This window comes from Mediterraneibacter sp. 210702-DFI.5.30 (assembly GCF_020560115.1).
Taxonomy (GTDB): Bacteria; Bacillota; Clostridia; order Lachnospirales; family Lachnospiraceae; genus Mediterraneibacter; species Mediterraneibacter faecis.
In genome coordinates this window covers 262,238-284,302 of record NZ_JAJCME010000004.1, presented here as the reverse complement: position 1 = coordinate 284,302, position 22,065 = coordinate 262,238, and the positions used below count along the sequence as shown (strand labels likewise).

Genomic DNA, 22,065 nt, shown 5'->3' with positions numbered 1-22,065 from the left:
GCGTATGGAAATTAACTATACGTTCTATTTTTTTCCCTTTTTTGAAAAGTGATTAAAAAACTATTGACATTTTGTTACTGGTGTCCACACAAAGCACTTCCTATATTAGAAAAAATAGTGTATACTTAACAAGTACATATGTTCGAAAAAGGAGTGCAATATGAGCAAAAAGAAATTTAAAACCATATTATGTGGATGTATAACGGCCCTTTGTCTTCTTTTGACATCCTGCGGTTTACTGCAGATATCACAAGGATCAGGCAATCAGGATTCTGACCGCGGAAATCAAACGACAACAGAAACGACATTCGCATCGACAGGGAACATAGAATCTGTAGATACGCTGGAAGAAGTACCGGAGTATACAGGACAGCCATACGTGGAGATCAATGATAATGAGCCAACATTTACAGAAGATGAGCTGACGACAGATTCTTACGAAGAATACAGCCCGTTAGATGAACTGGGAAGATGTCAGACAGCGGAAGCCTGTGTAGGTGAAGATTTGATGCCGACACAGAAAAGAGAAAGCATCAGTAGTGTGAAGCCAACAGGCTGGGTGAATAAGGAATATGATGGAATTGACGGTGGGTATCTGTACAACCGCTGTCATCTGATTGGTTTCCAGTTGACAGGTGAGAATGCGAATGAACGTAACCTGATAACAGGAACACGCTATATGAATGTAGATGGTATGCTTCCGTTCGAGGATAAGGTGGCAGATTATGTCAAAGAAACGGATAATCATGTGATGTATCGTGTCACTCCAATCTATAGCGGTGATGACCTGGTGGCTTCCGGAGTCCAGATGGAGGCGAAGTCTGTGGAAGATGATGGCACAGGGGTAACATTTAACGTATACGTATATAATGTACAGCCATATGTTGTGATCAATTATGAGACAGGAGAGAGTTATCAGACGGAAGAACTCGCAACGTCGGAAGGTGAGTGGGCTCCAGGAACAGAAGCTGAAGTAACTGATAAAAATGTATCCAATTCGTCAACAACATCAAAATCAACCAAAAAAGAAACTTATATATTGAATAGGAATACAAAAAAGTTTCATAAATCAACTTGTTCTGGTGTGAAGGACATCAAAGCAGAGAACAAAGAAGAGTATACAGGAAGTAGGTCGGATTTGATTAAAGAAGGATATGAGCCTTGTGGCAGATGCAAGCCGTAAGAGTTACGAGAAGAGTTATGAGATTGGAAATGGTTGCTGGTCGCACGAAGTGAGAACAGCAACCGCTAATGTATAAGTACATGTGGTCTCAGACCTTTTTGCTATAGAGATTATTATAGAAAATATAATATCAACATATAACAGATAGTTCCACCTGCAATGGATAGAAACATATTTTTCTTCCATATATGAAGTACTGCGGTGACAAGAATGGAGATTCCTTCCGGAATTCCATGAGTTCCGTGCAGTACTTCTACATTTTTCAGACAATAGATAACTAACATTCCGAAAACAGCAGAAGGAAGAAATTTACCAAGATACTGGATATATTCCGGTGTCTTTTTATTTTCTTTAAAAATAAGGAAAGGAAGATAGCGCGTTGCCATTGTTCCAAGTATGCACATTCCGATTGTAATTATCTGTTGTGCCAAAGTCATGCTACTCATTTGGTCAGCTCCTCCTTTTCTTTAAGTTTGTCGCATTGTTCCAGCCACTTTCGAAGTACTGTCAGTAGAAGTACAATCAGTATCATTGTCGGAATCATAAAGGAATCCGCTCCGAAGAGGATCAGACATACAAGCGAAACCAGGATTCCAATCATAGAAGAAACATGGATTTTTTCTTTCATCCACTGATCCAGGAAAATTACAACGAACATAGCTGTCATGACAAAACTGATTCCTGATGTGTCGAATTTAAGAAGAGAACCAATGATTCCACCAATCGTTGCGGAAGCAACCCAATAGAACTGGTTCAATAATGTAACAAAAAAATAAAACCATCCGCGGTCTACATCTTCGGGAATCTCAGAGGTGTAATTGACGGAGAAGGTCTCATCACACATTCCGAAAATCAGATAATACTTCTTCCATCCAAGTCCTTTGAATTTATCTAACATGGAAAGTCCATAGAAAAGATGTCTGGCCTGGATCATCATAGCCATGATCAGTACCTGAACAGGTGCAAATGGACTAAGCAGCATCTCAACACAGACAAATTCCAGTGATCCGCCGAAAATCAACATACTCATGAAAAATGGGTAGATAAAAGAAAAACCAGATGCATTCATATATATTCCATAAGCCATTCCAAGAAAAATGAACCCAGTCATAATAGGGATTGTTCGTGGAAAGGCTGCCTTTAGTGCTCTACGTTTCATAATTTTATTATAGTACCTCCTGATATAGTTCAGAATTATAGCATGATAGGCTTGATTTATGTTAATGTCTTTCGGATTGTACAATTTTTTTTGAAAAAAGTGTTTACAAACCACATAAAACCATCTATAATACAAATAGAAACCACAAGAAAACAATAGTAAAGAAGAAATAAACCACACAAAACAACATTACGGTAAATGAGTAAAAACAGGAGGAGTAAAATAATATGAAGATTTTAGATGCGAAGTTTGTACAGGATTTTATTAAAATGGCAAATGACGGATTCCTTCAGGGATGGCATGAGAGAAATGGTGGTAATTTAAGTTATCGTCTGAAGCCAGAAGAGGTTGAGCTGATCAGACCACGTCTGAATGAATCAGGAGAATGGACAGAGATCGGAACAGAGGTTCCGGGACTTGCAGGAGAATTCTTCCTTGTAACAGGAAGTGGAAAGTATTTCAGAAATATTATCGTTGATCCTGAAGTATGTCTTGCAATTATCGAGATTGATTATACAGGAACAAAATACAGAATTCGTTGGGGGCTGGTAGAAGGTGGAAGACCGACAAGTGAGCTTCCAACTCATCTGATGAACCACGAAGTGAAGAAAAAAATCACAAACGGAAAACATCGTGTAATCTATCATGCACATACAACAAATACAATCGCACTGACATTCGTTCTTCCTTTGGATGATCAGGTGTTCACAAGAGAACTTTGGGAGTCAGCAACAGAGTGTCCGGTCGTATTCCCAGACGGAGTTGGAGTTGTAGGCTGGATGGTTCCGGGTGGAAGAGCAATCGCAGAGAAGACAGCTGAACTGATGGAGAAATACGATGTTGCTATTTGGGCACATCATGGAATGTTCTGTTCAGGAGAAGACTTCGATCTTACATTCGGTCTTATGCATACAGTAGAGAAGTCAGCAGAGATCCTTGTGAAGATTCTTTCTATGACACCAAGAAAGATTCAGACAATCACACCGGAGAACTTCCGCGAACTGGCACATGACTTTAATGTAACACTTCCAGAAGAGTTCCTGTATGAGAAAAAGAAATAATTAAATTTCTAAGAAAATAATAAAACGTATCAAATCGACCGGACATTCAATAGTGATAATTGAAATCCAGTCAGTTTGATACGTTTTTTTATAACCATTTCTTAAAAGTGCGTGCTATAATAAAACAGGTCGGAAATTCTATAGACGATCAGAAAAGCGAAAGGAATGGAAAAAAGTAAATCAATGTTATATACAATCCCGGATTATTATCATGAATTTACCTGTGTTGCAGGAAGATGTGAGGACACTTGTTGTGCCGGATGGCAGATCGTCGCAGATGAAGCTGCATTAGAGAAATATAAAAATGAAACAGGTGCATTTGCAAAGCGCTTGAAAGAATCTGTCAACTGGGAAGAAGGAACATTCAAGCAGGATAAAGACAGAAGATGTGCTTTTCTGAATCAATCAAACCTCTGTGATATGTATACCGCACTGGGAGAAGAGAGCCTGTGCAGAACCTGTAAATTGTATCCAAGACATATCGAAGAATTTGAAGATGTGCGGGAGGTTACACTTTCTGTATCCTGTCCGGAAGTGGCAAGAATCCTGATGAATAAAAAAGAACCGGTACATTTTCTTACTTATGAAACAGATGAGGAAGAAGATTATGAAGATTTTGATCCGTTTTTATATTCGAAACTGTTAGATGCAAGAGATGTGATGATTGAGATTTTACAGGACAGAGAGAAAAAGCTGAATCTGCGAGCAGCTCTTATTCTGGCGATTGCACGTGATCTGCAGGAATGTATTGACGAAGAAGATATATTCTCTATGGATGATGTATTTGATTACTATCAGGCTGAAGAAGGTGTGCGGGAAGTGAAAAATGCTCTTGCAGAAGTGGATTACTATACATATAATAGGAAGATGTTTCAAAATCAGTATCAGATGGAACATTTAAGAGCGGATTGGGAGTCTTATCTTCAAGAAACAGAGAAATTATTATATAGAAATGTAAATGAAAAAATAGACAAAAAACGGTATATTGAGATGCAACAAGAATTTCATGCTTGGATGGCGAAAGAAATGCCGGAATATGAGATACAGTATGAACAGCTCCTTGTATATTTCATTAGTACCTATTTTTGCGGTGCAGTATACGATGGAGAAGCGTTTGCGAAAGCACAGATGGCTGTTGTCAGCACCCTGTTGATCCATGAACTTCTGATGGCACAGTGGATGAAGCAAGAAAAAGTGCTAGATATAAATGATGTGATAGATACGGTGTATCGTTATTCAAGAGAACTGGAACATTCTGATTCGAACCTTAATTTAATACAAGAATTGCTACAAGAAAGTAACGAATAGATGGGAGAAATTCTTGACAGTGTTTTTTTAACATGTTATGCTATAGTCGATTTTGAGAGACGAAGATGCAGAGTAACAGACAGAGTCTTTTCAAAGCAATTGTTTCGGACCACCCAGTGAGGTTAAGGCCATACGGACAGCCGGGTCCACTGCCGATTATGGTAACTTTGGTTGCCTTATTGATTGAGTGAAAAGCTCTAATTTTATAAGTAGGTTTCTTTGATAGCCTTATGCGCCAGACGCGCAGACTTGTGAAACGGTCAATAAGAGTAGTAAAAGTATAATTGCTATATAGACTCTGACACGCATGATCCAGAAGTTTTATTTAAAAATCTAAGAGAAGATATTGCCTTTTCTGTTACAGCTGAGAATAAAACAGACGAATACATACCGAACGCAGGTTTGTGGCTTAGCGCCCTTATCTGCGTTTTTTCTGTATTAAGAAAGTGTTTTGACAAAGGAACCTGGAAAGAGAGGAAATATGAAAGGGAGTCGTTTTAAATTAAACCAGAATCATGCACCGATCCATGAGGCTCTGGAGACTTTCCGGCGAATGAGAGTTGTGCCATTTGATGTCCCTGGTCATAAACGGGGAAGAGGAAATCCGGAGCTGACAGAATTTCTCGGACAAAAATGTGTAGGCGTCGATGTCAACAGTATGAAACCACTGGACAATCTCTGCCATCCGGTATCTGTAATACGGGAAGCAGAAGAACTGGCAGCAGATGCCTTTGGAGCAGCACATGCATTTTTAATGGTAGGGGGCACGACAAGTTCTGTACAGACAATGGTTCTGACTGCCTGCAAACGTGGAGATGAGATCATATTGCCACGTAATGTTCACAGGAGTGTGTTGAATGCACTTGTTTTATGTGGTGCGATTCCTGTTTATGTAAATCCGGAGGTAGACCAGCGGCTTGGGATTTCCCTGGGAATGCAGAGAGAACAGGTAGCAAAAGCGATAAAAGAGCATCCAAAGGCAGTTGCAGTGTTAGTAAATAATCCGACTTACTATGGAATATGCAGTGATCTGCGAGCAATTGTTAAGATGGCACATGAGGCAGGAATGATGTGTCTGGTAGACGAAGCGCATGGAACACATTTTTATTTCGGTGGCGGACTTCCTGTTTCAGCTATGGAAGCAGGCGCAGATATGGCGTCCGTATCCATGCACAAAAGCGGAGGCAGTCTTACACAGTCGAGTCTGCTTCTTACAGGTCCGGACGTACATGCCGGGTATGTGCGGCAGATCATCAATCTGACACAGACAACATCAGGAAGCTATCTTCTGATGTCGAGTCTTGACATTTCAAGAAGGAATCTTGCACAGCGTGGCCGTCAGATTTTCCATCAGGTAGCAGATATGGCAGAATATGCCAGAGAAGAAATCAATGCAATCGGTGGTTATTATGCATTTGGAAAAGAACTGGTAAATGGAAATTCTGTTTTTGATTTTGATATTACAAAATTAAGTGTACATACGTTAGATATCGGACTCGCAGGAATTGAAGTTTATGATATTCTGCGTGACGAATACGACATTCAGATCGAATTTGGAGATATCGGAAATATTCTTGCCTACCTTTCGATCGGAGACCGCGCACAGGAAGTAGAACGGCTTGTGAGTGCACTTGCAGAGATCCGCAGACGTTTTCAGACAGACGGAACAGGACTTCTGAGTCAGGAATATATTGATCCTCAGGTAGTGACCAGCCCACAGGATGCTTTTTATGCAGATAAGTGCAGTCTGCCACTCAGGGAAACAGAAGGTATGGTCTGTAGTGAATTTGTGATGTGTTATCCGCCTGGAATTCCGATCCTTGCGCCGGGGGAACGTATTACAGCAGAAATTCTGGATTATATCGAGTATGCAAAAGCGAAGGGTTGTAATATGACCGGACCGGAAGATCCGGATATTTTGAAACTGAATGTTCTGACAGGGAGGTAATAACAATGGAAATGTGGTTTTCAGAATTCCATACACCGGATGTGAAACACAGTATCCGGGTAAACCGTCAGCTCTTTTCCAGACAGAGTGATTATCAGAGAATTGATATTTTTGAGACACCGGAATTTGGCCGTGTTCTGACTCTGGACGGAAATGTAATGCTGACGGAGCGTGACGAATTTATTTATGATGAGATGATTACGCATGTGCCGATGGCGATCCATAAAGAAGCAAAAGAGATAATGGTAATTGGTGCCGGAGATGGCGGTGTCGTTCGTGAACTGACCAGATACGACAGGGTAAGGCACATTGATCTGGTAGAAATGGATCCAATGGTAGTCGAGGCATGTCGTGCATACCTTCCGGAAAATGCATGCAGACTGGATGACAGAAGAGTACATCTTCATTACGAAAATGCACTCCGTTTTATCCGAAGATGCGAGGCGAAATATGATCTCATTATCGTAGATTCCTCGGATCCGTTTGGCCCATCGGAAGGATTGTTTACCCGCGAATTCTATGGAAATTGTTACAATGCGTTGAAAGAGGATGGAATTATGGTCAATCAGCAGGGAAGTCCATTCTACGCAGAAGATGCACATGCAATGCAGCGAAGCCATAAAAGAATTGCCAGTACATTTCAGATCAGTCGTGTTTATCAGGCACATATCCCAACCTTTGCCGCAGGTTATTGGTTGTTTGGATTTGCCAGCAAAAAATATCATCCCGTAGATGATCTGGACGCAGAAGCATGGAATGCATTAAATCTTCGTACACGTTACTATACAACAAGACTCCATAAAGGAGCATTTTACCTTCCGGCATTTCTGGAAGATATGCTGAAAGAAGTGGAGGAATAATTCATGATTTTACCGAATATAGAAACTTTTATCGGATGCGAAAGCAGCTTTGAGGAAGCATCGATTGTCCTTTATGGTGCGCCGTTTGATTCGACGACAAGTTTTCGTCCGGGCGCAAGATTCGGTCCGGCAGCTATGCGTCATGAGAGTTTCGGACTTGAAACTTACAGTCCATATCAGGACAGAGACCTTATGGATATCAGTGTATTTGACAGCGGGGATCTGGAACTTTGCTTTGGAAGCAGTGAAATGGCGCTTTCAGATATTCAAAAGAGAGCAGAAGAAATATTGAAATCAGATAAATTTCCATTGCTTCTGGGAGGAGAACATCTGGTGACGCTGGCAGCAGTACGCGCTGTAGCTGCGAAATATCCGGATCTACATATCATCCATTTTGATGCACATGCAGATTTAAGGGAGGATTATCTGGGAGCCAGATTGAGTCATGCATGCGTTCTGCGAAGATGCCATGATCTTCTGGGAGACGGACGTATTCATCAGTTCTGTATCCGAAGCGGAGAGAGAGAAGAATTTAGATTTGCCGCGCAGCATACAGATTTCCATCCACTTTCTTTTGACGGACTGGAAGAGACTGTAAGAGAACTGAAAGAGAAAAATGTACCAATTTATTTTACAATTGATCTGGATTGTCTGGATCCGGCAGTATTTCCGGGAACAGGGACTCCGGAGGCGGGGGGAGTAACTTTCTTAGAACTTCTTGAAGCCATCCGTACAGTTGCACAGGCAAATGTAGTAGGAGCGGATGTGAATGAACTTGCTCCTATGCTGGATGCAAGTGGTGTCTCAACCGCAACAGCATGTAAGGTTCTTCGTGAACTGCTTCTTGCAATTGCAAAATAAACCGGCAACTTATAAGAGAGCAATTATAAATATACAACTGTTGAAGAAAAGGAGAAGAGTTATGAGCAGAGTACTTGTAATCGGCTGCGGAGGAGTGGCCAGTGTAGCAATTCAGAAATGTTGTCAGGCAGATGAGGTCTTCACAGAACTTTGTATCGCAAGTCGTACAAAGAAAAAATGTGATGCACTTGCAGAAAAGCTGAAAGGAAAGACAAAAACAGTTCTTACGACAGCCAAGGTTGATGCAGACGATGTGGATCAGCTGATCGAACTGATCAATGATTACAAACCGGATCTGGTAATGAACATTGCGCTTCCATATCAGGATCTGACGATTATGGATGCGTGTCTGGCATGTGGCGTAAATTATATGGATACAGCAAACTACGAGCCGGAAGATACGGATGATCCGAAGTGGCGTGCGATTTACGAAAAACGCTGTAAAGAAGAAGGATTTTCAGCATATTTTGATTATTCCTGGCAGTGGGCATACCGCAAAAAATTTGAAGATGCAGGTCTTACAGCACTGCTTGGATGCGGATTTGACCCGGGTGTCACACAGGCATATTGTGCATATGCATTAAAACATGAATTTGATCAGATTGATACCATTGACATTCTAGATTGCAATGGCGGTGATCATGGCTATGCATTTGCGACAAACTTTAATCCGGAAATCAATCTTCGTGAAGTAAGTGCACCGGGAAGTTACTGGGAAAACGGACATTGGGTAGAAATCCCGCCGATGGATATTAAGAGAGAATACAACTTTGATCAGGTCGGAGACAAGGACATGTATCTGCTTCACCATGAGGAAATAGAGTCTCTTGCAAAAACAATTCCAGGTGTGAAACGTATTCGTTTCTTTATGACTTTTGGACAAAGCTATCTGGATCATATGCGTTGTCTTGAGGATGTGGGAATGCTTTCTACAACACCGATCCAGTACAATGGACAGGAAATCGTTCCGATCCAGTTCCTGAAAGAACTTCTTCCGGATCCGGCAAGTCTTGGTCCACGCACAAAAGGAAAAACAAATATCGGCTGTATTTTTACCGGTGTAAAAGATGGAAAAGAGAAGACTTACTATATCTATAACGTATGCGATCATCAGGAATGCTACCATGAGGTTGGAAGCCAGGCAATCAGTTATACAACAGGTGTTCCGGCAATGTGCGGAGCATTGATGATGCTGACTGGAAAATGGATCAGACCGGGTGTATATACTGTAGAAGAATTTGATCCGGATCCGTTCCTGGACGCACTTGACCGTTATGGTTTGCCGCGCAGTGAAAATCATGATCCGAAGTTGGTAGACTGATGGAAAGATTAGATAAAAGAGCACCATTTACAGCCACCGGCGGAATTATTCCGCCGGAATTTCAGAACATCAAAACACCTTGTTATATACTGGATGAAAAAGCACTTACAGAAAACGCAAAACTGCTCGGTGAAGTAGCAGAACGGACAGGATGTAAGATGCTTCTGGCACAGAAAGCATTCAGTAATTATGATTGTTATCCTTTTTTTGAACCGTATCTGGCGGGTACAGAGGCCAGTGGATTGTATGAGGCAAGATTAGGGGCAGAGGAAATGGCGGGAAAAGAAGTTCATGTATTCTGTGCAGGTTACCGGGCGGATGAATTCGAGGAACTTCTTCAGTATGCCGATCATATTGTATTTAATTCTCCGTCCCAGCTTCTTCGCTTTGGAAGAATGGCGAAAGAGGCAGGAAAAAGCGTGGGACTCAGGATCAATCCGGAATGCTCTACCCAGGAGGGACATGAGATTTATGACCCTTGTGCACCGGGAAGCCGCATGGGTACAACAAGAGTACAGTGGGATGAAGCAATTGTGAAGAATCCGGAGTTGATGGAACTTTTGGATGGGGTTCATTTCCATACTCTCTGTGAGCAGGACTCGGATGATCTGGAGACAACCCTTGCTTCCGTAAAGAAACAGTTCGGTGATTTGATTGCCAAAGTGAAATGGATCAATTTTGGCGGTGGTCATCATATTACAAGACCAGGATATGATATTGAGCGACTGGAGCAATGCATCCGAATGGCACAGGAAGAATGGAAGGTTGAGGTTTATCTGGAGCCGGGAGAAGCCTGGGCATTGAATGCAGGATTTCTTCTGACCAGTGTGCTGGATGTTCTGAAAAATGGAGACACACAGATTGCAATCGTAGATGCCAGCGCCGCCTGCCATATGCCGGATGTACTGGAAATGCCTTATCGTCCACCGCTTCTTGGATCATCGGATGAGACAACAGATAGTGGGATTACAGTCCGGTTAGGAGGTCCAACCTGCCTGTCAGGGGATATCATTGGAGACTATAAATTCAGCAAATTACCGGAATACGGAGATCTTCTTCTGTTTGGAGATATGGCGATTTATACGACTTGCAAAAATAATACATTTAACGGGATGCCATTGCCGGATATCTGGATCAGACATGCTGACAGAACCATGCAGCAGCTAACCGTATTTGATTATACAGATTTTAAAGAAAGATTAGGAAGCCGTGAATAGCGACTTCCTAATACATTTATCTAACACATTTCTTGTTTCACATCAACGTCCATACCCAATATACAACTCCAAGCGCCCAGCTTGTCACAATTCCATACAAGATCACAGGCCCGGCAATCGTGAAGATCTTACAACCAATACCAAAAACCTGCCCCTCCTTTTTATATTCAATCGCAGGTGCAGCAACAGAGTTGGCAAAGCCGGTAATCGGAACAAGTGCACCGGCACCGCCCCATTTGGCAAGCAGTGGATAAATTCCGGTACCGGTGAGAAGGATACTCAGAAGAATGAGCAGAATAGAAGTCCAGCTGCTGCAGTCATCCGGGGAAAGCTTTTTCAGTTCACAGAAATGATAAATACATTGTCCGATCAGGCAGATTGTTCCACCAAGGAAGAATGCCTTCATCATGTTGAACCACACATTGTGCTGTGGTGTTTTCTTTTTGACATAGGCTTCGTATTGCTTCTGTTGCTTCAATTGTTCTATTTTGTCCATAAATGAAAATCCCTTCTTTTTGTTTTTAAATTCTACACATAGTTTTTCACAAAATGAAAATAATATCCTTAAAAATAAATAATGAAACATCAGAAATGAGGAAACGATATGAATGATACGGGAAACAAGAACCGGGCAGTTGAATCAGAGTGTGGTCCTTTTCATCTGTCCCAGCTTCGTGGAGCACAGAGCATTGTATTCACAAAAGCACCTTATCTTCTAAGCGCAGCATCTGTTGCCGGAAGCAAAGAAGCGCAGGGGCCGCTTGGAAAATACTTCGATCTGACCAATGAGGATGATCTGTTTGGAGCAGAGACCTGGGAGGAAGCCGAAAGCAACATGCAGAAGGAAGCCTGTGTACTGGCACTTGGAAAGTCGCATGTGGATCCGAAGTCTGTGCGTTATCTCTTTGGAGGAGATCTTCTCAGACAAGGGATTGCAACTTCTATGGGCGTGGAAGATCTGCAGATTCCCATATTCGGCCTGTATGGCGCATGTTCCACATCAGGAGAAGCACTGGCATTAGCAGCAATGAGTGTGGCAGCAGGATACGGAGATTACATGCTGGCAGTAACTTCAAGTCATTTTGGAAGTGCAGAGAAAGAATTTCGATTTCCGTTAGGATATGCGAACCAGAGACCACTTTCCGCACACTGGACCGTGACAGCCAGCGGGGCTTTCCTTGTAGGAAGCCATTTGAATAAAATACATTCCGATAAGCAACGTCAAAGAAAATCCCAGTTCCGGCATATTCGGATCACTGGCGTTACAATAGGGAAGATCGTGGACTTTGGCTTGAAGGATTCGCAGAACATGGGGGCATGTATGGCTCCGGCTGCAACCGATACCATCTACCGTAATTTTCAGGATCTTGGACGTACACAGGAAGATTACGATCAGATCATAACAGGTGATCTTGGATATATTGGTCAGTCCATACTTTTTGACCTGATGAAAAGCAGAGGATATGATATCAGAAAAAAGCATATGGATTGTGGAATGACTATCTTTGATCAGGAGACGCAGGATACACATGCCGGCGGAAGCGGCTGTGGATGCGCAGCGTCAACACTGGCTTCTTATATTCTGCCAAAGCTTGAGAATGGAGAATGGAGAAAGATACTCTTCGTGCCGACCGGTGCATTGATGTCAACGGTCAGCTTCAATGAAGGAGCAAGTGTGCCTGGAATTGCGCATGCGATTATGATCGAACACTGTTGAAAAGCCCTATTATAATAGGAAGAAGTAAAAAATGTGCTAAGTGTGTGTTAAAAAAAGAAAAGGAATAGAAAAATGGATTATATAAAAGCATTTTTAATCGGAGGTCTCATCTGCGCTGCAGTGCAGATTCTTCTGGACAGAACAAAGCTGATGCCGGGACGTGTTATGGTATTACTCGTCTGCACAGGCGCAGTGCTTGGATTTATTGGAGCATACGAACCATTTGTAAAATTTGCAGGAGCAGGTGCAAGCGTTCCACTTCTTGGATTCGGAAATGTCCTGTGGAAAGGTGTGAAGGAAGCTGTTGATAAAAACGGATTCCTCGGAATCTTTCTGGGAGGGTTCAAGGCAAGTGCCGCCGGAATCAGCGCAGCACTGATTTTCGGATACATGGCTTCATTGATTTTTGAACCAAAAATGAAGAAATAAACAAGAAATCACAATAATGTTATAAGGTTCATAAAAATATACATGAAAATAACTTGACAGTAAAAGAAAAATAAAATATCATTAATTGGGTGTTAAAGGCAATAAGATAAGACGATACAAGGAGGCACGGCAGGACAGATTTTTTATCTCAGGTGTCTCTTTCATTATGTAAAAGGACGAGTTAAAGATGATTGATATACATAGCCATATCTTGCCTGGAGTTGATGATGGAGCGTCTTCGATGAAAGAAAGTCTTCATATGCTTTCTATGGCAAGAAGACAGGGAATCACAGATGTGTTTGCAACTTCACATTATTCCAAAGCGTTTCCAAACAAAGATCCGGAGAAGTTGAGACGGCTTCGGGATGAGTTGATGAGTCGCGCAAACCGTCCGGTGAAAGGTCCGGATGGGAAGATAAAGCGAAGACAGCCAATTCGAATCTGGACAGGACAGGAGATTTTTTATTCTAATAGTGTTATACGTCTGCTTGAAGAGGGAAAACTGCTTACGTTGGCAGACAGCAATTATGTATTGGTTGAGTTTATGCCTTCAGTACCGTATTCTGAGATATGTACAGCAGTGAGGAATCTGTCAAGAGCAGGGTATGCTCCGGTAGTTGCTCATGCAGAGCGGTATCGCTGTCTTAGAAAAGGTAAGCGTGTAGAAGAACTGATTGACCTGGAAGCATTGATCCAGATGAATTACAGATCCGTCAGCGGTGACTGGAAGGATTCGACAGCACGCTGGTGTAAGGATAATCTGAAAAAAAAGAATATCCATTTCATGGGAACCGATATGCACAATATCGGGAACAGAATGCCTGATACAAAAGAGGCAATGAGCTGGATGAGGAAGCATTTAGACAGTACTTACCTCAGACAGATAACAAAAGAGAATGCACTTCGCATTGCAGAAGGCAAAATAATAAAATAAAGGGGAGTAAAGATGGGAAATACGCATGATGACGACGAGGTCGAGATTGACCTCAGAGAACTATTCTACGCATTGAAAAAGCACATTCTGGTAATTCTTGCGGCTATATTGGCCGGAGCAGTGATTGCCGGAGCAGCAACAAAGCTTTTGATGACACCTGTTTACAGCGCAACATCTACGATGCTTGTTCTCACAAAGGAAACCACACTTTCTTCACTGGCTGATCTGCAGATCGGTACTCAGTTGACGAAAGACTACAACATCCTGATCACAAGCCGTACGGTATTGCAGGACGTAGTAGATGAACTAAATCTGGATATGACATATAAAGAGTTGAAGGAATGTATCACCGTAGAGAATCCAAGTGATACACGTCTTCTTTCCGTTACAGCAATAGACAAAGATCCAGAGATGGCAAAGAAGATTGCTGACACGCTGGCAAAGACATCAGCTGACTTTATCGGAGACAAGATGGAAGTAACACCGCCGAAGATTATTGAAGAAGGTGAAGTGCCGACAATCCAGACAAGTCCGAGTACAAAGAAGAATGTGCTGATCGGAGCACTGGCTGGTCTGGTTCTTTCCGCAGGTATTATTATCCTTCTCACACTGATGGATGATACAATCAAGTCAGAGGAAGATATCGAGAACTACCTTGGTCTGACAACACTGGCAAGTATTCCAGATAGAAAAGACTACATTACAGGAAAAGGATCTCGCAATTCAAGCAAGGCAGCATCAAAGAAAAAGAAGAAAAAAAGGAGGAAAAAATAAATGGCAATTCAGAGAGTTATGATGACGGACTCCAGAAAAGAAGACGTCTTCTATGAAGAGGCTATTAAAACCCTCCGTACAAATATGCAGTTCAGCGGTGTCGAGACAAAGAGTATTGTTATCACAAGCTGTTATCCGAATGAAGGAAAAAGTGACGTGGCTTTCCAGCTTGCAGTAGAGATTGGAAAGATGGGAAAGAGAGTTCTGATTATAGATGCAGATATCCGTAAATCCAGTTATATCAAACGTTACCAGATCAAGCAGAAGACCAATGGACTGTCACAGTATTTAAGTGGACAGGTTGCTTTGGAGGAAGTGATTTATTCTACAAATTACCGTAATCTTGAGATTATATTTTCCGGTCCGTACGCTCCGAACCCATCAGAGCTTTTGGAGCAGGGACGTTTCAGCAGACTGATTGAAGAGACGAGAAAAGCCTATGATTATGTTTTAATCGATACACCACCGATCATCAATATGAGTGATGCAGCAATCGTAGCAAAACAGTGTGATGGTGCAATCCTCGTAATCGAGAGCGAAGCAGTAAGCAGAAGAGATGCTATGAAAGCAAAAGATCAGCTTATGAAGAGTGGATGTAAGCTTCTCGGTGCAGTATTGAATAAAGTGGATATGAAGAAAGAGAAATATTATAGTAAGTATAATTCATACTACTATGGTAAAAGCAAACAGGAATAGTCGGATATGCAGTGGAGAATATCCGCTGCATATTCCATTTTACTGAGAAAAAACAAACAAAACAGTTAAGATAAATAAAATCAGATGTTTTGTTATGTAGTCAGACAGAAGATTATCAGGGGAAAAGGGTGTACGAGGAGAATGTACAGGAAGAACAGTAATAGTTGGTTGAAGCACTGGGATTTCATCATATTAGATCTTGTCGCATTACAGCTGGCTTATGTAAGCAGTTTTGTATTGCGTATGGGAATGGATAATCTGTATCATAACGGATTATATCTGAATATCGGGATTTTCATCGCACTGGTAGACATTTGCACTGCTTTCTTTACAGAGCCATATCATGGAATCATGAGAAGAGGATACTTTGTAGAGTTTAAGAATGTATTAAAGCATGTGTTTATCGTGAGTGCGCTTGTAATCGTATATCTCTTTATGAGTAAACAGGGAAGCATGACCTCACGTCTTGTGATTACATCATTTATTCCAATGTCAGTTATTTTGGTTTATGTGGTGCGAATCATATGGAAGAAATATTTACTGAAACATGGCAATATGCTCTATTCAAAAATAAATATGCTCCTTGTTTCGACAAGTGATGAAATAGATTCCATGTTAAGACAGGTGGAACAGAATGTATTTAATGAATTCGATATTGTCGGAATCGTACTTGCAGACCGCGAACCGGAAGAAAATGAATTGATCGAAGGAATTCCGGTTGTAAGTAAGATTGATACAGTAACTGAATACATACAGACAAGATGGGTTGATGCTCTTCTTGTTGGAATTAAGAAGAAAACATTGATACCGGAAGATTTGTTTGAAACATGCGTGAACATGGGAATTACAGTTCACGAATGTCTGGATGACAGAACAGGATGGACAGGCAATCAGTTTATTAACCGTATGGGTGGATATACAGTCCTGACTTCCAGCGTCAGAGTGATTTCCTCACGACAGGCTATGATGAAGAGAACGATGGACATCTGTGGCGGAATCGTTGGAATGATTCTGACAGGTATCATTACAATATTCCTTGCTCCGGCAATCTATATTGCTTCACCGGGGCCAATCTTCTTCTCTCAGATGAGAGTAGGAAAAAACGGAAAATTATTTAAAATCTATAAATTCCGAAGCATGTATATGGATGCAGAGGAACGCAAGAAAGAACTGATGAAACAGAACGAGATGAAGGGGCTTATGTTCAAGATGGAGAATGACCCAAGAATCATCGGAAGCGGAGCGGATGGAAGCAAGCATGGACTTGGCTGGTTTATCCGTAAGACATCTTTGGATGAATTCCCGCAGTTCTGGAATGTACTCAAAGGAGATATGAGTCTCGTAGGAACCCGTCCACCAACAGTAGATGAGTGGAAACAGTATGAGCCATATCACCGCGGAAGACTTGCCGTGAAGCCGGGACTGACCGGAATGTGGCAGGTGAGCGGAAGAAGTGATATCACTGATTTTGAGGAAGTTGTGAAGCTTGATATGGAATATGTCAAGAACTGGAATATCGGAATGGATATTAAGATTCTGTTCAAGACCGTCGGGGTCGTGCTTAAGGGCAGCGGATCCAAGTGATGGAATGGATGGAAGAGATAAGGAAAATGATATAAGAATGATGATCTGCAGTGGAACCGGGAGGGGAAACTGCAGGTATTATTGGTATTGAACGTATAGCTATAGGTAGAAATAAACGAAGAGGGAAGACAGGGGTGCTTGGGAGTGGAATGGAGCTTGTTGAGATGGTTTTCTTTTTTTGAGGGATTGAACGTATAGCTATACGAGAAAAAGCAAGAGGAAATTATAGGAATGTCAAATAAGAAAAATCTTCTGATTTATGCTCATTACTATATTCCGGATACTGCGTCAACGGGGCAGATTCTCCGTGAACTGGCGGAGGGTATGCTGGATAAGTTCAACATCACGATCATTTGCGTGGTGCCGAGTTACTTAGGGACGATTGAGGATAAATATAAGACACAGAAATATTACGAAGAAGAAATCAATGGCGTGAAGGTTCTGCGAATTCGAGTGCCGGAGTTCAGTAAGGCCAATAAAAAGAGCCGTGTGAAGAATATTGTTTCCTATTTCTTTGGGGCAATGGGGGCAACTTTCAAGGTTGGAAAAATGGATTATGTGTTCTCCATTTCTCAGCCTCCGATTCTTGGAGGTCTGCTGGGTGTTTGGGGTAAGTGGGTGAAGCACGCCAAGTACATCTACAATATTCAGGACTTTAACCCGGAGCAGGTGCTTGCTGTAGGCTATACCAAGAGCAAATTTATCACTGATGTCATGATGTGGTTTGATAAGTTCAGCTGCAAGCGCAGCAACCTTGTGATTACAGTCGGACGGGATTTGGTAGAAACAGTGGAGGACCGTTTTAAAGGAAAGAAAATTCCTAAGACTGTTATGATTAACAACTGGATTGATGAGAACGAAATTTATCCATTGGATGAAAATAATGAAAAGGTTCTGGCTTTTAAGAGAAAATACGGTTTGGATGGTAAGTTTGTCATCATGTACTCAGGAAACATTGGTTTATATTACGACCTTGAGAATTTGATTAAAGTTATAGAGAGATTCAAACCGGGTACAAAGACTGTAGATGGAAGAGATATTGTCTTTGCATTTGTTGGGGGTGGCTCTGTGCTGGACAAGCTGGTGCTTTATGTGAAAGAGAATCACATGGACAACGTGACTTTCATTCCGTATCAGGATAAAGCAGACCTGATTTATAGTTTAAACGCCGGTGATGTTCACTGGTGTGTGAACGCAAAAGGTATCAAAGGTGTGAGCTGTCCATCGAAGGCATATGGAATAATGGCGGCGGCTAAGCCGATTATAGGAGTTCTCGAATCAGGATCCGAGGTTCGATGCTTGATTGAAGACACACATGGCGGTCTTTGTTGTGAACCTGGAGATTATGACAAGGTAGAGGAGAATATCCGCTGGTTCATTGAGAATGCCGAAAATAGTAAATTGAAGGCAATGGGAGCCAGAGGTCGTGAAAATTTGGAGAAGAATCTGACCAGAAATGTGTCGGTGAGGAAATACGCAGAAGAAATTCTGAAGCTGTAAAGGAGGCGAGAGGTATGAACAGTAACTGGTTTAAGCTAGTTATGAAGATGACAAAAGTTGAATATGGAAAGAACCTCTTGCTGAAGGGGGTACCGATCGTCTTCAACAAGGGCGGTGCCAAGTTGAAGATTGGGGAGAACGTCACGATCAAGAGCAGTTTCCTCAGTAATCTGGTTGGTCTTTACAGCCGGACGATTATCGTAACCCGTGCTCCGGGAGCTGAGATTGAGATTGGCGATAATGTTGGAATAAGTGGAGCAACGATCTACGCCCGGAAAAAGATCACGATTGGCGATAACACCTGCATCGGTGGAAACTGTAAGATTCTGGACAACGATTTCCATCCCATTGAGGCAGAGGCGAGAAACAAACTCCTGCGAGATGAAAACGGTGGTGACAGTGATCTGGTGCCAAGCCGAGAGATTAAGATTGGCAAGAGCTGCTTCATTGGGTGCAATTCGATAATACTGAAGGGCACAGTGCTGGGAGATGGCTGCGTTGTTGGTGCCGGTGCTGTGGTTGCTGGGAAGTTTGAGGATAACTGTGTGATCGCTGGAAACCCGGCGAGAGTTATTAAAAGGTTGTGAGGAAAATAGAATGGCAAATTTAACAATTATTATCCTCACAAAGAATGAGGAGCAAAACTTAGAAAAGTGCATTGCATCTTTTAAGGGCGTGGCACAGCGTATTGTAATTATTGATTCCTATTCGACTGACAAAACAGTGGAACTGGCAAAGTCACTCGGAGCGGAAGTTTATGAGCATCAGTTTGAAAACCATGCTGCACAGTTTAACTGGGCACTGGATAATATCAACCTGCAGACCGAGTGGGTAATGAAGGTTGATGCGGATGAGGAGTTTACTTCAGAACTCGCAGATGAGATTGACGAAAAGCTGGATACTCTTTCTGCAAAAGTGAACGGTGTAATTCTTCGCCGTAGAGTTTATTTCATGGGAAGGTGGCTTAAACACGGTGGAAAGTATCCGGAACTTTTGCTTAGAATTTTCCGTGTGGGTCATGGAATGTCCGAGATGAAACTCATGGATGAGCATCTTATTGTTACGGATGGTAATGTGGTTACCTTCAAAAATGACTTTTCTGATAACAATAATAAATCTTTGGAATGGTGGATCAATAAGCATAACTGGTATTCAAATAAAGAAGTGCTGGATCAGCAAATGAAGTCGGATGCTGCAAATGGAGAGGAATCTGTGGAAGAAACCTCGACGTCAATGCAAGCGAAGGTAAAGCGTTTTGTGAAGAATCATGGCTATTATAGTTTGCCGAAGTTCTTCCGGGCGCATTTGTATTTTATTTATAGATATTATTTCAGACTTGGCTTTTTGGATGGCACTGAGGGAAAAATTTATACGTTCCTTCAGGCGTACTGGTATCGCTATTTGGTGGATGCCAAAATTTATGAATGCGAGAAGTTAGGAGTAAAAATGAAGTCACAGGGAGACTTGAAGGCGTAGGAGAAAATTAAAATGCGGGTATTACAAATTACAGCATATAGTGGATGGGGCTGTACAGGGCGGATTGCGGTAGGAATCCACAATGCATTGATAAATCAAAATCAGGAATGTGCGATTGCATGGGGCAGAATAAATACGGCAGCAGATACTGTTACGACGATTAAAATAGGAAATAAACTTGATCAAAATGTGCATGGATTGTATACACGCATTACTGATAAATGTGGCTTTGGTTCTCAAACTGTGACAAGGAAATTTTTGAAAGAGATTGATGAATATGCCCCCGATTTGATTCAGCTACATATAATGCATGGGTATTATATTAATCTGGAAATTCTTTTTGAGTATATTAAAAAGAAAAATATTCCTGTCGTTTGGACATTCCACGATTGTTGGGCATTTACAGGACACTGTCCATATTTTGATCTTATTCACTGTGAAAAATGGAAAACTGGATGCTATGACTGTGAACAAAAAAGACATCACCCAACAAGCTTGATATTTGATAACTCAAAGTGGAATTGGGAAAAAAAGAAAGAACTATTTACAGAAATTCCTGATTTAGCAATTGTAACTCCGTCTAAGTGGCTAGCTGGATTAGTAAGGCAATCATTTTTTAAGGGTTGTAGAATCGAGGTTATCAATAATGGCATAAATTTAAATGATTTTAAGCCAACGACTGGAACTATTACAGACAAGCTTCAGATAGGGAACAGAAAAGTAATTTTAGGTGTTTCTTCAACGTGGGCAAAGTCAAAAGGTCTAAATGATTTTATTCAATTGGCGAGTTTACTACCAAAAACGTATGTAATTGTTCTTGTCGGGTTGACGAAACAACAGAAAGAGGAATTGCCTAATACTATTATTGGAATTGAACGCACAGATAGTATAAAAGAATTGGCGGAGTTATACACCGTGGCAAGTGTTTTTGTTAATCCCACTTATGAGGATAACTATCCGACAACAAATTTAGAAGCATTAGCATGCGGCACTCCGGTTCTAACATATAGAACGGGAGGATCTGTGGAAGCAGCAGGAAGCGAGTATGGAAAGATTGTAGATCAAGGTAATGTAAATCAACTTGCTGAGTATATAGTGAGCCGCAAGTGGGAAAGTGTCACGTCTGAAATGTGTAGAGAAAAAGCTAAAGAGTTTGATGAGAATATCAAGTTTAATGAATATGTTGAACTCTATAAAGAACTGATAAAAAAGAGGAATGGCGAATGAAAAAAGACATAAGCGTTGAAGAATTAAAAATGATTCAATTGAAAATACTGGATTCGATAGATGATTTTTGCAAAAAAAATGGAATGCAGTATTTCTTGTTTTCCGGGACGCTAATTGGTGCAGTTAGACATAAAGGATACATACCGTGGGATGATGATGTTGACATTTGCATGAAGAGAAAAGATTATGATCGTTTCTTTGCAGAATTTAATCAACAGAGACAGGACACATTAAAGGCTATTTCAACGGAAACAGAGAAAGATTATTATCTCGCAAGTGGAAAAGTGATTGATACAGCGACAGTTATTGAAGAAGAAAATAATTATGCCATGCCGATTGGCGTGTATGTTGATGTGTTTCCGATGGATTATCTGCCGGCAGACGATAAGAAATTAAAGCAGCTAAATCACCGGATAGATATATATCGCAAAATGCTTGTTTTGAAATCGGTTCCGGTTAGTGATAGAAGATCAACTGTGAAAAATTGGGTTTTAAAGGTAAGTTCTTTTTTATTGAAGCCGATTTCGATGCAACACCTTATAAGTAAAATAGCAAAATTGGCTACATCTTATAATGATGATGCTACCTGCAATAGAATTGCAGATATATCAGTTTTTACTTATGGAATGAAAGAGGTTTTTCCATGTGAAGATTTTGCAGAAGCCGTAGAACTTGAATTTGAAGGGAAAAAATATAGTGCGCCGAAAAATTATAAACATGTTCTTTCAAATATGTATGGCGATTATATGAAACTTCCTCCTAAAGAAAAGCAGGTTTCACATCACCATTTTACAGCATACTGGAAATAAC

The 22,065-nt window shown here is 41.3% G+C and carries 22 protein-coding genes; 19 read left to right on the top strand and 3 right to left on the bottom strand.

The genetic code is table 11. The annotated features are described in order from the left end of the window. The first annotated feature begins 160 nt into the window (after nucleotides 1-160). A complete protein-coding gene (locus LI126_RS06530) occupies nucleotides 161-1,183 on the top strand; it encodes a DNA/RNA non-specific endonuclease (protein WP_227165063.1) in 1,023 nt (340 codons plus the stop codon). 113 nt (nucleotides 1,184-1,296) lie between these two features. On the opposite strand, the gene LI126_RS06525 is transcribed toward LI126_RS06530, so the two are convergent. Then, nucleotides 1,297-1,620 carry a branched-chain amino acid transporter permease gene (locus tag LI126_RS06525; protein ID WP_279306445.1) on the bottom strand — a complete coding sequence of 108 codons (324 nt, stop codon included), beginning with the start codon at nucleotides 1,618-1,620 and terminating at the stop codon, nucleotides 1,297-1,299. 5 nt (nucleotides 1,621-1,625) lie between these two features. Next, on the bottom strand, nucleotides 1,626-2,342 hold the full coding sequence (locus LI126_RS06520) for an AzlC family ABC transporter permease (protein WP_227165062.1): 717 nt from the start codon (nucleotides 2,340-2,342) through the stop codon (nucleotides 1,626-1,628). A 227-nt stretch (nucleotides 2,343-2,569) separates the two neighbouring features. Here LI126_RS06520 and rhaD point away from each other — a divergent pair, with 227 nt between their 5' ends. From rhaD to LI126_RS06485, 7 genes are all read left to right on the top strand, one after another. Further along, the gene (gene rhaD / locus LI126_RS06515) at nucleotides 2,570-3,403 is read left to right on the top strand and encodes a rhamnulose-1-phosphate aldolase (RefSeq protein ID WP_227165061.1); all 834 of its coding nucleotides are present in this window, start codon (nucleotides 2,570-2,572) and stop codon (nucleotides 3,401-3,403) included. Between the two features lie 165 nt (nucleotides 3,404-3,568). Continuing rightward, nucleotides 3,569-4,711, top strand: a complete 1,143-nt coding sequence (gene fliB / locus LI126_RS06510; protein ID WP_227165060.1) for a flagellin lysine-N-methylase — start codon at nucleotides 3,569-3,571, stop codon at nucleotides 4,709-4,711. Nucleotides 4,712-5,192: 481 nt separating this feature from the next. After that, nucleotides 5,193-6,659, top strand: a complete 1,467-nt coding sequence (locus LI126_RS06505; protein ID WP_015528171.1) for an aminotransferase class I/II-fold pyridoxal phosphate-dependent enzyme — start codon at nucleotides 5,193-5,195, stop codon at nucleotides 6,657-6,659. 5 nt (nucleotides 6,660-6,664) lie between these two features. After that, the gene (gene speE / locus LI126_RS06500) at nucleotides 6,665-7,519 is read left to right on the top strand and encodes a polyamine aminopropyltransferase (RefSeq protein ID WP_020436216.1); all 855 of its coding nucleotides are present in this window, start codon (nucleotides 6,665-6,667) and stop codon (nucleotides 7,517-7,519) included. Nucleotides 7,520-7,522: 3 nt separating this feature from the next. After that, nucleotides 7,523-8,380 (top strand): agmatinase, encoded by an 858-nt coding sequence (gene speB, locus LI126_RS06495; RefSeq protein ID WP_227165059.1) that lies wholly within the window; start codon nucleotides 7,523-7,525, stop codon nucleotides 8,378-8,380. 61 nt (nucleotides 8,381-8,441) lie between these two features. Beyond that, nucleotides 8,442-9,701, top strand: a complete 1,260-nt coding sequence (locus LI126_RS06490; protein WP_054752429.1) for a saccharopine dehydrogenase family protein — start codon at nucleotides 8,442-8,444, stop codon at nucleotides 9,699-9,701. Then, a complete protein-coding gene (locus LI126_RS06485) occupies nucleotides 9,701-10,918 on the top strand; it encodes a carboxynorspermidine decarboxylase (protein WP_227165058.1) in 1,218 nt (405 codons plus the stop codon). The genes LI126_RS06490 and LI126_RS06485 overlap by 1 nt, the downstream gene beginning before the upstream one ends. A gap of 37 nt (nucleotides 10,919-10,955) precedes the next feature. On the opposite strand, the gene LI126_RS06480 is transcribed toward LI126_RS06485, so the two are convergent. Continuing rightward, complete coding sequence (locus LI126_RS06480) at nucleotides 10,956-11,414, bottom strand: SpoVA/SpoVAEb family sporulation membrane protein (RefSeq protein ID WP_015528166.1); 459 nt, start codon at nucleotides 11,412-11,414, stop codon at nucleotides 10,956-10,958. A gap of 165 nt (nucleotides 11,415-11,579) precedes the next feature. Between LI126_RS06480 and LI126_RS06475 the strand changes: the two genes are divergently transcribed. From LI126_RS06475 to LI126_RS06425, 11 genes are all read left to right on the top strand, one after another. After that, nucleotides 11,580-12,635, top strand: a complete 1,056-nt coding sequence (locus LI126_RS06475; RefSeq protein WP_227165075.1) for a stage V sporulation protein AD — start codon at nucleotides 11,580-11,582, stop codon at nucleotides 12,633-12,635. 72 nt (nucleotides 12,636-12,707) lie between these two features. Beyond that, complete coding sequence (gene spoVAE, locus LI126_RS06470; protein ID WP_226900878.1) at nucleotides 12,708-13,064, top strand: stage V sporulation protein AE; 357 nt, start codon at nucleotides 12,708-12,710, stop codon at nucleotides 13,062-13,064. Nucleotides 13,065-13,251: 187 nt separating this feature from the next. Then, nucleotides 13,252-13,998, top strand: a complete 747-nt coding sequence (locus LI126_RS06465) for a CpsB/CapC family capsule biosynthesis tyrosine phosphatase (RefSeq protein ID WP_054752433.1) — start codon at nucleotides 13,252-13,254, stop codon at nucleotides 13,996-13,998. Nucleotides 13,999-14,010: 12 nt separating this feature from the next. Continuing rightward, entirely contained in the window at nucleotides 14,011-14,772 is a 762-nt protein-coding gene (locus LI126_RS06460) for a YveK family protein (RefSeq protein ID WP_054752435.1), read from the top strand. Further along, complete coding sequence (locus LI126_RS06455) at nucleotides 14,773-15,468, top strand: CpsD/CapB family tyrosine-protein kinase (RefSeq protein WP_054752437.1); 696 nt, start codon at nucleotides 14,773-14,775, stop codon at nucleotides 15,466-15,468. A gap of 141 nt (nucleotides 15,469-15,609) precedes the next feature. Beyond that, on the top strand, nucleotides 15,610-17,052 hold the full coding sequence (locus LI126_RS06450; RefSeq protein WP_046438305.1) for a sugar transferase: 1,443 nt from the start codon (nucleotides 15,610-15,612) through the stop codon (nucleotides 17,050-17,052). Between the two features lie 231 nt (nucleotides 17,053-17,283). Then, nucleotides 17,284-18,552, top strand: a complete 1,269-nt coding sequence (locus tag LI126_RS06445; protein ID WP_227165057.1) for a glycosyltransferase family 4 protein — start codon at nucleotides 17,284-17,286, stop codon at nucleotides 18,550-18,552. 14 nt (nucleotides 18,553-18,566) lie between these two features. After that, nucleotides 18,567-19,139 carry an acyltransferase gene (locus LI126_RS06440; protein WP_227165056.1) on the top strand — a complete coding sequence of 191 codons (573 nt, stop codon included), beginning with the start codon at nucleotides 18,567-18,569 and terminating at the stop codon, nucleotides 19,137-19,139. Between the two features lie 10 nt (nucleotides 19,140-19,149). Next, the gene (locus LI126_RS06435) at nucleotides 19,150-20,028 is read left to right on the top strand and encodes a glycosyltransferase family 2 protein (RefSeq protein WP_054752442.1); all 879 of its coding nucleotides are present in this window, start codon (nucleotides 19,150-19,152) and stop codon (nucleotides 20,026-20,028) included. Between the two features lie 12 nt (nucleotides 20,029-20,040). Next, on the top strand, nucleotides 20,041-21,255 hold the full coding sequence (locus LI126_RS06430) for a glycosyltransferase (RefSeq protein ID WP_227165055.1): 1,215 nt from the start codon (nucleotides 20,041-20,043) through the stop codon (nucleotides 21,253-21,255). After that, entirely contained in the window at nucleotides 21,252-22,064 is an 813-nt protein-coding gene (locus tag LI126_RS06425) for a LicD family protein (protein WP_227165054.1), read from the top strand. The genes LI126_RS06430 and LI126_RS06425 overlap by 4 nt, the downstream gene beginning before the upstream one ends. The last annotated feature ends 1 nt before the right edge of the window (nucleotide 22,065 follow it).